The organism is Mesorhizobium sp. M0772 (assembly GCF_040320135.1).
Classification (GTDB): domain Bacteria; phylum Pseudomonadota; class Alphaproteobacteria; order Rhizobiales; family Rhizobiaceae; genus Mesorhizobium.
Genome location: NZ_JAMYPB010000011.1, coordinates 116,045 through 128,890, shown reverse-complemented (window position 1 = coordinate 128,890; position 12,846 = coordinate 116,045). Strand labels below are relative to the sequence as shown.

At 63.7% G+C, this 12,846-nt stretch carries 13 protein-coding genes; 10 read left to right on the top strand and 3 right to left on the bottom strand.

All coding sequences use genetic code 11. The features are described from left to right. Positions 1 to 98 precede the first annotated feature (98 nt). Complete coding sequence (gene recO / locus NKI06_RS10630; RefSeq protein WP_023670245.1) at positions 99 to 890, top strand: DNA repair protein RecO; 792 nt, start codon at positions 99 to 101, stop codon at positions 888 to 890. A gap of 101 nt (positions 891 to 991) precedes the next feature. Here the strand turns inward: recO and NKI06_RS10625 are convergent, their stop codons facing one another. Then, positions 992 to 1,456, bottom strand: coding sequence for an NUDIX hydrolase (locus NKI06_RS10625; RefSeq protein WP_352443840.1), 465 nt, complete (start codon positions 1,454 to 1,456; stop codon positions 992 to 994). 247 nt (positions 1,457 to 1,703) lie between these two features. Here NKI06_RS10625 and NKI06_RS10620 point away from each other — a divergent pair, with 247 nt between their 5' ends. From NKI06_RS10620 to NKI06_RS10585, 8 genes are all read left to right on the top strand, one after another. After that, a complete protein-coding gene (locus NKI06_RS10620) occupies positions 1,704 to 4,478 on the top strand; it encodes a DUF2339 domain-containing protein (RefSeq protein ID WP_352985195.1) in 2,775 nt (924 codons plus the stop codon). 47 nt (positions 4,479 to 4,525) lie between these two features. Then, the gene (locus NKI06_RS10615) at positions 4,526 to 4,768 is read left to right on the top strand and encodes a type II toxin-antitoxin system VapB family antitoxin (RefSeq protein WP_023687289.1); all 243 of its coding nucleotides are present in this window, start codon (positions 4,526 to 4,528) and stop codon (positions 4,766 to 4,768) included. Continuing rightward, the gene (locus NKI06_RS10610) at positions 4,768 to 5,184 is read left to right on the top strand and encodes a type II toxin-antitoxin system VapC family toxin (protein WP_352985192.1); all 417 of its coding nucleotides are present in this window, start codon (positions 4,768 to 4,770) and stop codon (positions 5,182 to 5,184) included. The genes NKI06_RS10615 and NKI06_RS10610 overlap by 1 nt, the downstream gene beginning before the upstream one ends. Before the next feature lie 162 nt (positions 5,185 to 5,346). After that, entirely contained in the window at positions 5,347 to 5,865 is a 519-nt protein-coding gene (locus NKI06_RS10605) for a sigma-70 family RNA polymerase sigma factor (protein ID WP_352985190.1), read from the top strand. Next, positions 5,862 to 6,653 carry an anti-sigma factor family protein gene (locus NKI06_RS10600; protein WP_023670251.1) on the top strand — a complete coding sequence of 264 codons (792 nt, stop codon included), beginning with the start codon at positions 5,862 to 5,864 and terminating at the stop codon, positions 6,651 to 6,653. The genes NKI06_RS10605 and NKI06_RS10600 overlap by 4 nt, the downstream gene beginning before the upstream one ends. Positions 6,654 to 6,812: 159 nt before the next feature. Then, a complete protein-coding gene (locus NKI06_RS10595; RefSeq protein WP_023692865.1) occupies positions 6,813 to 7,910 on the top strand; it encodes a peptidase C39 family protein in 1,098 nt (365 codons plus the stop codon). A gap of 5 nt (positions 7,911 to 7,915) precedes the next feature. Next, the gene (locus NKI06_RS10590) at positions 7,916 to 9,379 is read left to right on the top strand and encodes a RimK family ATP-grasp domain-containing protein (RefSeq protein ID WP_023692866.1); all 1,464 of its coding nucleotides are present in this window, start codon (positions 7,916 to 7,918) and stop codon (positions 9,377 to 9,379) included. Between the two features lie 39 nt (positions 9,380 to 9,418). Beyond that, entirely contained in the window at positions 9,419 to 9,691 is a 273-nt protein-coding gene (locus NKI06_RS10585; protein ID WP_352985188.1) for a DUF3303 domain-containing protein, read from the top strand. A gap of 13 nt (positions 9,692 to 9,704) precedes the next feature. Here the strand turns inward: NKI06_RS10585 and NKI06_RS10580 are convergent, their stop codons facing one another. Beyond that, positions 9,705 to 10,604, bottom strand: coding sequence for a LysR substrate-binding domain-containing protein (locus tag NKI06_RS10580; RefSeq protein ID WP_352985186.1), 900 nt, complete (start codon positions 10,602 to 10,604; stop codon positions 9,705 to 9,707). Between the two features lie 85 nt (positions 10,605 to 10,689). Between NKI06_RS10580 and NKI06_RS10575 the strand changes: the two genes are divergently transcribed. Continuing rightward, positions 10,690 to 11,607 (top strand): fatty acid desaturase family protein, encoded by a 918-nt coding sequence (locus NKI06_RS10575; RefSeq protein WP_352985184.1) that lies wholly within the window; start codon positions 10,690 to 10,692, stop codon positions 11,605 to 11,607. A 12-nt stretch (positions 11,608 to 11,619) separates the two neighbouring features. On the opposite strand, the gene NKI06_RS10570 is transcribed toward NKI06_RS10575, so the two are convergent. Continuing rightward, a complete protein-coding gene (locus NKI06_RS10570; RefSeq protein WP_352985182.1) occupies positions 11,620 to 12,786 on the bottom strand; it encodes an amidohydrolase in 1,167 nt (388 codons plus the stop codon). Between the last annotated feature and the right edge of the window lie 60 nt (positions 12,787 to 12,846).

The following is a 12,846-nucleotide window of genomic DNA, read 5'->3' as shown; positions in this document are numbered from 1 at the left end:
AGCCTTTCGACGATGTGTGGGGATCCAATGTCAGCACAGATCGCACGCGGCGCGCCAAAATCTTGATTTAGCCACGCAACCGGTGACAAGCTCCTGCCATGGAATGGCGCGACGAGGGAATCATACTCGGCACCCGCAAGCATGGCGAAACCAGCGCCATTCTCGAGGTAATGACGCGTGCGCATGGCCGCCATCTCGGCCTGGTGCGCGGCGGGCGCTCGCGCAAGCAGCAGCCGGTGCTGCAGCCCGGCAACCGCGTCGACCTTTTGTGGCGGGCACGCCTCGACGAGCATCTCGGCACCTTCCAGGCCGAGGCGATCGAGATGAATGCCGCCCGGTTGATGGACAGCGCAGTCGCCGTCTACGGCCTGCAGACCATGGCCGCGCATCTCAGGCTCCTGCCGGAGCGCGACGCCCATGGCGGCCTGTATGAGACGCTTGCCGTGATGATCGCCCATCTGGACGATTCGGATGCCGCCGGGGAACTGGTGGCGCGCTTCGAACTGCTCATCCTCGACGAACTCGGCTTCGGCCTCGATCTCAGCCAGTGCGCGGCGACCGGCGCCAGGCAGGATCTGGCCTATGTCTCGCCGAAATCCGGCCGCGCGGTTTCGCGCCAGGCCGGCGCGCCATGGCGCGACAAGATGCTGGCGCTGCCGGCCTTCCTGCGGCGCGGCTCCGGCTTGCGGGCGGACCACGCGGCACTCGAGGACGCCTTCCATCTGACCGGTTTCTTTTTCACCCGCCATGTCTACGAGCCGCGCGGCATCGAACAGCCCGATGCCCGTGCCGGCTTCCTCGCCGCCTTGCGCAAGCATCATTCGGGCGGCAAGGCCGCCCTTACGGCAGACGCTGCGCCAGAAGGGGGAGGGAGACTCGGTGGGTGCTGACCTCCGCAAACCGTCCAGGTTCACACCAAAAGCTGCATGCGGCAGCATTCCCTCCCCCTTGTGGGGAGGGTTAGGGTGGGGGTACTCGTAGGGCAAGAGCCTCAGCCGGCTTTGCGATGCTCCATGAAATCATCGAGGATGGCGCGCTGACCGCCGAGGATCTTGCGGCTGGCCTCGGCCAAGGAAAACCAGCCGGCCCTGTCGACTTCGGGAAATTCCTTCAACGAGCCAGATCGTGGCGGCCATTCCATCGTGAACATGTTGCTTTTGACGGCATCGGCGTCGATATCCGCCTCGACACTCCAGGCGATGACGATCTTGCCGCTGGCTTGCCGATAGCTGCCGACAGGTTCGAAATCCCCATCGATCGCGACGCCGAGTTCTTCCCCGACCTCGCGCCGGGCGGCGGCCAACTCATCTTCATTGTCATCGACGAGGCCCTTGGGGATCGACCAGGCGCCTTCATCCTTCCTTGCCCAGAAAGGGCCGCCGGGATGGACGAGTAAAAACTCGAGAATGCCGGCTTTTGTCCGGTGGATCAGCAGCCCCGCACTTCGTTTCGGCATTCGATTTCCTCGTAGTTCATCCGAGGATAGCATGGCTGCTTGGCAAGTGGCGGCGGCGTGCCATTCCTGGCCATCTCAGATGATGGGTGAGGATAAAGACCGTAGGCCGCTGGAGTTTGCCGACGAAACATGCTCGATAACTTCTTTTCGGCCACCATTGCGGTGGCGTGACTTGAATAGCCATCTGGGGTGGCCGTGTGGCCGCCGCAATTGTCAGTGAAAACTGGCCTGGTTTGGGGGAACCGCCATGTTTGAAAGCCTGATTGGCGCCGTCGTCGTTATCGTGCTTTTTGTCCTCGTCTTGCGCCAGCAGGGCCGCGTCAGTCTGATCGAGCGCGAGCTCGGAGCGCTGCGCAGCCTGGTTCTGTCCGGAGTGCATGCGACACCGCCCGTTGCCAAACCGGTCGAGCAGGCTGCAAGCGCACCGGCGGATGCCGCTCACGCTAGCGCACCAGTTGCCGACATAGCTTCGCCAACAACAGCCGACGCGGCACATGCCCAGGCACCGGCCGCCGAGGCCGAAGCGGCCACCAGCGTGGCCGTGCCAGAACTGTCAGCCGCGGCCAAGGCGGCATTCACCGGATCCGCGCCTGCCGCCACGGCGAAGGGAGCCCGCCAGTCCGAGGTCGAAACCGCGCTTGGCACACGATGGGCGGTCTGGGTCGGCGGCGTCGCATTGGCTTTGGGCGGCCTGTTCCTGATCCGCTACACCATCGAGGCCGGCATTTTCGGCCCCGAAGTGCGGCTGTCCCTGGCGGCGCTGCTCGGCCTGGTGCTGATCGGCGGCAGCGAGTTCATCCGCCGCACCGGCTTCAAGGTGCCGGTGCAAGGGGCTGCAGGCGCCTATATTCCGGCGATCCTGACGGCTGCCGGCGCCTTCATCCTGTTCGGTGCGGTCTATGCCGCGCACGCCATTTACGGTTTCGTCGGCCCGGCCTTCGCCTTCACCGTGCTCGGCGCCATCGGCTTAGCGACCATTGTCGCCGCTCTCGTCCATGGTCAGGCCCTGGCCGGCATCGGCCTTGTCGGCTCGATGGCGACGCCGGCGCTTGTGTCCTCGCAGGCGCCCAACCCATGGGCGCTGTTCGTCTACCTGGCGATCGTGCTTGCCGCCACAGCCGTGATCTCCCGCATACGCGACTGGAAATTCCTGATTGCGGCCGCCTTCTTCGGCACCGGCGCCTGGACCATCGCCTACATGATGAGTACGCTCGTCGCCGACCTTGCCGTCATCCTGTTCATCGACGCGGTGACGCTGGCGGTGCTTGCCTTTATTTGGCTGGGCAGTCGTGGCGGCGAAGCGGAACCTGCAAAGGCGGGCTTCGACTGGCCCTCGATCGTGCCTGGCGTTTTCGTTGCGTTTTCAGCGCTGGGCCTGTCGGTCGACACGACGCTGGTCGCCGCCGGTGGCGCCTTGCCGGGCGCCTTCGTCCTCGTCGCCCTTGTCGGCACCGCACTCTACCGGCCGCGCGCGCTGCCGCTGCTGCATGCCGCCGGCGTGGTGAGCGTGATGATCCATCTCGGCATCATTCCGCCCACCACCATCGGCTCCGACATAACCCAGGGGAATATCGGCTTTGACGGCATGCCGGTGGCGGCCGGAAATCCGTTGACGCTGCGCATCGGCATTGGCCTCGGCCTGGTCTTCATCGGCGCCGGCTTCTGGGCCGCACGCCGCTTCGCCGCCTCAGCACGGGTCCGCGCGGCATGCTGGGCGGCATGGGGCGTCGCTGCGCCGCTGCTTATTCTGCTGACGCTGTGGCTCGCCTACGGCAATCTCGACCGCGACCTTGTCTACGCAGCGATAGCTGCCCTTCTGGTCGTCGTCTTCGCCGCCGGCGGCGAATGGATTGCGCGCGCCGAACAGCCGCCGCTCAAGGGCGACGTCGCCGTCTCCTTCGCGCTTTGCGGCTCGGCTCTGGCCGGGCTCCTGATGCTGCACATGGCCTTCGGTTCCGGCTGGACCACGTTGCTTGCCGGCGTTGCCGCCATCGTGCCGGCGCTGGCGACGCGTTGGCGTTCTTATCCCGTGCTGGGCTGGATTTCGGTCGGCGCGGTCGTCGCCGTGCTCGGCCGCGTCGCCTTCGATCCGACCATCGTCGGCGCCGAGTTCCTGACGACGACGCCGGTGTTCAACTGGCTGCTGCCGGGATACGGCGTACCGGCGCTAGCCTTCGGCTTTGCCGCCTGGCAACTCGCGCGTACCACCCCCGCACTACCAACAACTGGCAATGGCCGGCCGCGCCTAGCGATGGAGGCGGGTGCAGCCCTGTTTGCGCTGCTCACCGTTGCCATGCTGGTGCGCCACGCCATGCATGGTGGCGTCATCGACACCGGCCCGGTGACGCTCGCCGAACAGGCGATCTATACGCTGATCGCCATCGGCGCCGGCGCAATACTGTTGGCAATCGACATGCGCTCGCCAAGCTCTGTGCTGCGCTACGGCTCGATGGCCGCCGGCGTGCTCTCGGTCGCCTTCATCGTCCTCCAGCATTTCCTGGTGCTCAATCCGCTGTTCACCGACGAGTCGACCGGCCAGATCCCGGTGTTCAACCTCTTGTTCCTGGCTTACCTGTTGCCGGCCATAGCCGCCGGCGGGCTGGCGCTCTATGCCAGGGACAAGCGGCCGCCATGGTATGCGCAGATGCTGGCGGTGGTGGCGGCATTGCTTGTCTTCGCCTACGCCACACTGTCGGTCAGGCGCGTGTTCAAGGGCGAGTTCATCGGCCTGTGGAGCGGCCTCGGGCAGCTTGAGACCTACACCTATTCGGCGCTCTGGCTGATCATCGGCGTCGTGCTGCTGACCGCCGGCGTCTGGCTGAAGTCGCAGGTGCTGCGCATTGCCTCGGCGGCGCTGATCGCGATTGCCGTGGTAAAAGTCTTCCTGTTCGACATGTCGGAACTGGAAGGCGTGCTCAGGGCGCTGTCGTTCATCGGTCTTGGCGCCGTGCTGATCGGCATCGGCCTGTTCTACCAGCGGCTGCTGACGCGGGCGGCGAGGGAGGCCAACGCTGCAACTTGAAGTGATATACGAGGTGGAATAAATGAATATCCAACGGAGGATATTCAATGCCGCTCTATATCCGCGACGACGAAGTGGATGCGCTGGCCAGCAGATTGCAACGCGAGACGAACGCTCCGAGCAAAACGGAGGCGGTGAGGGTCGCGCTCGTGCACGAACTTGAGCGCAATCGAGCGAAGGTGCCGCTGCGCGATCGGATCGCCAGTCTTCAGGACAGGGCCAGGAAGCTTGGCCTGCCCAATCCCGACTTCGATATGAAGAAGTTCACCGACGAGCTGTGGGAAGACTGATGTTTGTCGACGCGTCGGTGATCGTCGCCATTCTCAACCAGGGACCTGGGTGGGAGGAATTGCTGAAGCAGCTATCCGGTTTTTCCGGGCAGGTCTGGGTTTCTCCGTTGGTTCACTTCGAAGCAACACAGGCATTGGCAAGGGCCGGCGCCGGCCCGCGCAGACCCAGCGCTGAAGCCCTTCTCCATGCCCGCGATCTGATCGATGAGTTCATTGTGGAGATCATGGGAGAGAGTCTGGCCATTGACGACAACATCGGCTCTCGGGCCATTGACGCGAGCGCCCGTTACGGCAAAGCCGTTGGCCACAAGGCGGATCTGAATCTCGGGGACTGTTTTGCTTACGCCTGCGCGAAAAGCCGCGATCTTCCACTGCTGTACAAAGGCCATGATTTCGCACTGACCGATTTAGGATAATTCGGCCCTTTTGTTGATTGCGGGGAATAATTTAGCCGATCAACTCGTTATCTCACTGCTTGGGTGACCGGGGCGGCAGACCGCTTCGCGCTGGCCGCTTGCGCCGCGCCGGGAAGGCGCGTTCAATCGGGTTAAACAAGGGCGACCTCAGAACCAGCGGTCATGGACGAAAAGAAGGCAGCAATCCTTGGCGAAATACCGCGCCTGCGCCGCTACGCACGCTCGCTTCTGCGCGACCGCGAATCCGCTGACGATCTCGTCCAGGATTGCCTCGAACGAGCGCTCTTGCGGCTTGAAAGCTGGCAGACGGGAGAAAGCCCCCGGAGGTGGCTGTTTACGATCATGCATCATTTGTTCATCGATCAGATGCGCAAGGTGAACCGGCGCGGTGAGGCGACGATCCTACCGCTTGACGCAAACGAGGCGCAGGCAGTCCCCGCCGAGCAGGCGGAGAACGCCGCCTCGCGCGAGATCATCGACGCATTGCAGGCGATCAGCCCCGACCGTCGCGCCGCTCTCGTCATCGTCGCCATCGAAGGATTCTCCTATGCCGAAGCCGCCAACATTCTCGGCGTGCCCGCCGGCACGCTGATGTCGCGCATAGCGCGCGGACGCGAGGAGCTGCGCAGCCTGCTCGATGACACGGCGCGCCGCCGCTCGATAAGGATCGTCGAGAAATGACCCGCCGCGATTTTTCCGAACGCGATATCCACATGGCTCTCGACGGCGAGCTGCCGGGCGACGAGCGCGCCGCCTACGACGCCTGGATCGACGCCAATCCCGAAATGAAGGCGAAAAGCGCCCGCTACACCGCCGACCGCGCCGCGTTGCGCGCCGCCTTTGCCGGTGTGCTCGACGAGCCCGTGCCGGTGCTGTTCAAGCAGATCGTTAGCGGTGAAGGCGCGACCAAAGCGGCGGCGCGGCAGTCGCGCTGGTGGCTTGCGGCCGCGGCGGCCGCAGTGCTCGTCATCGGCGGTCTTGGCGGCTATTTTGCCGGCATCGACGGCATCGGCAGGGAAGATGGCGCCGATGACCAACTGGCCGAAGAGGCGATCGCCGCCCATGTCATCTATGCCGCCGAACAGCGCCATGCGGTGGAAGTGCCGGCAAGCGACAAGGATCACCTGCAGACCTGGCTGTCCAACCGCGTCGGCCTGAAACTGGTGGCGCCGGATCTGGTGGCGGAAGGCTTCCAGCTGGTTGGCGGCCGGCTGCTGCCCGCCGGCCAGGGCAAGGCAGCGATGCTGCTTTACGAGGACGCCAAGGGTCAGCGCATCTCCTTGTTCGTTACCGCTGATTCCTCAGCCAAGTCCAAGGGCACCTACATGGCCGAGGCCGACGGCCCCGAGGCGGTCTACTGGCTGGACAAGGGCTATGCCTGCGCCGTCGTCGGCTCGCTGCCGCGCGAGCAACTGGCTGCGGTCGCCAAGCGCGCCTACGGTCAGCTTCTGGCGGGTATCGCCAGTTAAGCGCATTCCGTTTCGGGAATGCGCCTGGGTAGAAAGTGTCACAATTCGGCCCTATTCGAAGTGCGATAGCGCTTGATGGATATCAGCCTTTCGGCTGATGTTTGCGACGTTTTTGACCGCGGCCTTTTCCTCCACCCAATCGAGGTTTTCCAAACCCGCATGCCTGCCGAGATTCGCAAGGCCCGCGCGTCCGACGTCGATGACCTCGCCGCCATCGAGAAGGCGGTCTTTTCCAGTGACCGCATTTCCCGGCGCTCCTTCCGCCTGTTGATCGAACGCGAGACAGCCGAGATGCTGGTCGCCGAAAGCGATGGCCGTGTCGCCGGCTACGCCATCGTGCTGTTTCGCAAGGGCAGCGGCGTCGCCCGGCTCTATTCGCTTGCCACCAGCCCGTTTTTCAGCGGCCGCGGCATTGGCCGCATGCTGCTTGCAGCGGCCGAAGAAGCTGCCTTCGAGCACGACCGCATGATGTTGCGCCTCGAAGTGCGCGAGGACAATCTTCGCGCCATCGGCATCTATGAGCAGAGCGGCTACCGCAAGATCGGTCGCGAGCCTCACTATTACGAGGATGGCGCCACCGCGCTGCGCTACGAAAAGACCTTGCGCGGCGATATTCCGGTCGCCACCAAAGTCCCGTTCTACCAGCAGACCTGCGAGTTCACCTGCGGTCCATGCTGCCTGATGATGGCGATGGCCAATTTCGATTCCGGCTTCGTGCCCGATCCGGTCATGGAAATCCGCCTATGGCGCGAGGCAACGACCGTGTTCATGATGTCCGGCCCGGGCGGCTGCGAGCCCTTCGGCCTTGCGGTTTCCGGCTACGAAAGCGGGCTTGCGGCGGAAATCTTCGTGTCCTTCTATGGCGCGCTGTTCTTGCAATCGGTGCGCAGCGACGACAAGCGCCGGGTGATGGAACTTGCCCAGGTGGACTTTCGCCGCCGCGCGGAACTTTACGGCATCCCGGTGAATTACCGTCCGTTCACCATCGATGATATCCGCGGCGCCCTGGCTCAGGGAAAACTGGTGCTGGTGCTGATCAGCGGCTTCCTGATGTTCGGCAAGAAGGTGCCGCATTGGGTGCTGGCTATCGGCGACGATGGCGACCACATCCTGATCCACGATCCCTGGGTCGAGGACGAAAGACAGGAGACCATCCTCGATGCCGCCAACATTCCCGTGCCGCACGGCATCTTCATGAACATGGCGCAATTCGGCCGCGACGGACTGCGTGCTGCCATCACTCTTGGGAAACGCTGATAACAATGACCTGGGTCATCCTCACCGGCCGTCAGAACGATCTCGACCCGGCGGCGACGCCGCACAAGATCATCACCAACCGTGACTATCTTGCGCATCCGGCGCTGTTTCGCGGCCAGCAGCCGAAGGTCATCAACCTGTCGAACAATTACGCCTACCAGAGCCGCGGCTATTATGCCTCTCTGCTCGCCGGTTCGCGCGGCCACAAGGTCATCCCGACGGTCGAGACGATGATCGACCTGTCCGAGCGCAAGCTCTACGAGCACGCGCTGCCGGAACTGGAGCTGGCGCTCAACAAATGCCGCAAGGATCTCGGAGGCGTTTTCCCGCAAAAAATCTGCATCTTCTTCGGCATCGGACCGTCGAAGGTCTGGGACCGCTTCGCCAAGCTGTTGTTCGACTGGTTCCGCGCTCCGGCGCTTGAGGTTCACATCAAGGACAGCGCCGAATGGGCTTCGATCCGCAAGATCGGCTTCCTGCCGCTCGCCAGGATGGCCGAGGAGGAAGAAGCCTTATTCGTGCAGGCGCTCGAGACGTACACCAACCGCGAGTGGCGCGACACCAAGGGCCGCACCCCGGCACGGTACACCTTCGCCACGCTGGTCGATCCGCATGAGGAACTGCCGCCGTCGGAGATTTCCTCGCTGCGCTACTGGGCCAAGATCGCCGAAAAGATGGGCGTCGAAATCGAGCCGATCACCAGGAAGGACCTGGCCAAGCTCGCCAATTACGACGCGCTGTTCATCCGCGAGACCACCTCGATCTCAAACCACACCTACCGCTTCGCGCGCCGCGCCCAGCAGGAAGGCATGCCGGTGATCGACGACCCGCTGTCGATGATCCGCTGCACCAACAAGGTCTATCTCAACGAACTGATGGCCTACAACAAGGTGCCGGTGCCGCCGACGGTGATGATAGCCGGCACCTCGGACCTCGAACTGGCGGCGCAGACGCTGGGCTTTCCGCTGGTGCTGAAGATCCCGGATTCATCGTTCTCGCGCGGCGTCAAGAAATGCGGCAACTTCGAAGAACTGAAGACGCTCGCCACCGAGTGGCTGGAGGATTCCGATCTCCTGATCGCGCAGAAATTCATCCCGACCGAATATGACTGGCGCGTCGGCGTGCTCGGCGGGCAGCCGCTGTTTGCCGTGCATTATCTGATGGCGAAAAAACACTGGCAGATCGTCAACCACAAGGCCAGCGGCAAGCCCGACCAGGGCGGCATCAAGACCTTCACGCTGAAAGAGACGCCGCCGCATGTCGTCGACACCGCGGTGAAGGCGGCGCGCTGCATCGGCGACGGGCTTTACGGCGTCGATCTCAAGGAAACCAAGGATGGCGTCTTCGTCATCGAGGTCAACGACAACCCGAACCTCGACCATGGCTGGGAGGATTCCGGCGAAAAGGACGAAGTCTGGGTGCGGCTGACGCAATGGTTCCTGGAGCGGCTGGACCGTCCCGGGCGTTAGTTTGCCGCCCCCGGGCGGTAATTCAACCGAGGGGGAAAAATGCAGTTCATCGTCATCGAGGATTTCACCGGCAGCGACCGCAAGGAGATCTACCGCCGTTTCGGCGAGCGCGGCAGATTGAAGCCGGACGCGCTTGTCGTGCACCACTCCTGGATCGCGGCTGATATGAGCCGCTGCTTCCTGCTGGTCGAGGCCGATGAAGTCACGCTGCTGCAGCGCTGGGTCATCGAATGGTCTGACCTGGTGGAGTTCGAGATCATTCCCGTGGCGACGAACAAGGACATGGTCGCCGCACTGGCCGGCCATCTCTGAGCAGTTCGGGCCATCAGCCGAGCACCGGCGAACCCACCGACCGCCGGCATTCCTCAATCAGCCAATTGCGAAACGCCGCCACCAGGTCGCGCCTTGCACTGCGTTCCGGGATCGTCAGGCAATAGGGCTGACGCAGCGCGATCGATAGGGCATTAGCCCGGACCAAACGGCCCAATTCCAGCGCCCCGGCGCAATAAATGCCTTGCGCCAGCGCCACGCCCAGCCCTGAAATGGCAAGGTCGAGCGCTGCCCGCGACGAGTTCGCCGACAGGCCGCGCTGCACTGTGCGGCCGGGCTCTATGCCCGCCGCCTCGAACCATGTGCGCCAAGACGGAAACGACGCGCCGGTCGGTCCCCAGTCGGTGTGAATCAGTGGCAGGCCGGCGAGGCTGTCGGTTTTGGCGGTGAGTTCTGGCGCGCAGACGGGGTAGACGGCGTCCCTGACGATCTCCTCGCTCGGGTGTTCACGATAGTGCGGGCCGAAGGACAGCCGGATGTCGATCAGTTCGCGGTCGAACGGCACCGGATCGTCATCGCCGCGCAGGGATATGTCGACGGCGCCGTGGCTGGCGACAAAGCCGGCGAGGCGTTCGGAAAGCCAGCCCATCGCCATGGACGGCGGCACCGATATGACAAGCCGCGGGCGGAAGGCATCGCTGCCACGCGCGATGCTGCCGATCTCCCGAAAAGCCAGGGTCAGCCGGGGCAGCATCTCGACGCCGGCTTCCGTCAGCACCACGCGGCGGTTGACGCGATGGAACAGTTTTCGACCCATCTGCTCCTCGACGGTGCGAATGAGCTGGCTGACCGCAGCCGCCGAGATCGAGAGCTCATCCGCCGCTGCGGCGAAACTCCCCGAGCGCGCCGCCGCCTCGAAGGCTTGAAGTCCTCTCAGGGAAGGAAGCGCGGTCATGGGCTATCCGATAGTAAGGTAAGCTTATCTATGTCGCAGAAATCCTCGTTTTTCGAAAGCTTTCTTATTCGAGTAGCTTGGCGCCATGACCGTATCGGCCCAGTTTGAACCCAGAGACCATCGCGACGTCATCGCGTTCCTGACCAATGAGCAGCGCAGCCGCCTGACCGGCAAGTCGGACGGGCCGGGTCTGGTCCAACTCGCCTTCCATCTCGGCGCGATTGTGGCTATCGGCGGGCTGATTGCGGCCAAGGTGTCGTACTGGCCGCTGTTGATGTTGCCGCAAGGCATTCTTATCGTCTTCCTGTTCACGCTGCTGCATGAGACGGTGCACAGGACGGCGTTCGAGACGCAGTGGCTCAACGATGCCGCCGCAAGGGTCTGCAGCCTGGCGATCGCGCTGCCCGCCGACTGGTTTCGCTATTTCCACTTCGCCCATCACCGTTTCACCCAGGATCCCGAGAACGATCCGGAACTCGCCTTCCCGAAACCGGAGACGATGCGGCAATACATCGTCCACGTCTCGGGCCTGCCGGTGTGGTGGGGGCATTTGCAGACACTCTACACCAACGCGATTGGCGGCTGCCACGACAGCTACGTGCCGCCGAAAGGCCTGCCCAAGGTGCGCACTGAAGCCCGCGCCATGATCGCTTTCTATGTCGTGGTCGCCGCGCTAGCCCTGTGGTTCGAGGCAAGTGTACTGCTCTATGTCTGGATCATGCCGGCGCTGCTCGGCCCGCCCTTCCTCAGGCTCTATCTGCTGGCCGAGCATGGCCGCTGCCCGCTTGTCGCCAACATGCTGGAAAACACCCGCACCACGCTGACCAACTGGCTGGTGCGCAAAGTCGCCTGGAACATGCCGTATCACGCCGAGCACCACGCCAATCCCGGCGTGCCCTTCCATCAGCTGCCGGCCTTCCACCAGCTGATCGAGCGCCATCTCAAAGTCGTCGAACCCGGCTATGTCAGCTTCCACGAGAAATACGTCGAGACCTTGCGCTGAGGCGCTCGGCCGTCAGCGTAGCGTCTGCTCAACGAGCGTGACGAAATAGCGGAGCACGGTGGGGACGATGGCGTCGTTGAAGACATAGCGATCGCCGTGCAGCCCTTCGCCCGGTCTGACCGCTCCTGCGCCGACCCAGGCATAGCAGCCGCCGGCTTCGCGGACCATGTAGGCAAAATCCTCGCAGCCGAGGCTCGGGTTGAATGCGGTCTCGACCTGCTCGCGGCCGACAACCGCGGTTGCCGCCTGGACGGCCCGGTCAGTGGCAGCCGACGTGTTGACCAGCGGCGGGTAGCCTTTCTTGTAGGCGAGCTTGGCGGTGAGTGCATGCGCCGAGGCAATGCCTTGCGCGATGTCGCCGATCAGCCTTTCGCAATGGTCCGACAAAGTGGGCTCGAAAAAGCGGCAGGTTCCCTGCAGCCAGACCTTGCCCGGCACGATGTTGCCGACATTGCCGCCATGGATCTGGGTGATCGAAACGACCAGCGCCATTTGCGGGTCGACCGAACGGCTGACGATGCGCTGCACGGCTTGAACGAAGACGCCGGCCGCGAGCACGGGATCGTCGCCTAGCTGCGGCATGGCGGCATGCGCGCCGGTCCCCTCAAAGTTCAGTTCGAAAGTGTCGACGGCCGCCATCATCGACCCGGCACGGGCCGCGATCTTTCCGAGCGGCAGCCCCGGCCAGTTGTGGACGGCGTAGACGGCTTCCACGGGGAAGCGCTCGAACAGTCCGTCCTCGATCATCCGCATGGCGCCGCCTTCATTTTCTTCCGCCGGCTGGAAGATGAAACAGACGGTGCCGTCGAAGGCTCTGTTGTCGGCGAGCAGCTTGGCGGCGCCGAGCAGCATCGCGATGTGCCCGTCGTGGCCGCAGGCATGCATCACGCCGTCTTTCTTCGACGCATATGGCAATCCTGTCTTCTCCAGCACGGGCAAGGCATCGAGTTCGGCGCGAAGCCCGATGGCGCGCACGCCTGGTCGTCCTCTGAGGACGCCAACCACGCCGGTGCCGCCTTTGCCTTCATGAACCTCGTCGAGCCCGAAGGTGCGCAGCTTGTCGGCGACGAAGCGCGCGGTCTCATACTCTTGGAAACCGAGTTCGGGGTTGGCGTGGATGTGATGCCGCCATTCCACCACCTGCGGGGTGAGGGCGGCGATGGGGTCGTTGTGCAGCATTGCGCTCTCCTTGCCGGCTATCGTAAATTCGGCCTTGTCGATGCCAGCACGTAAAGGATT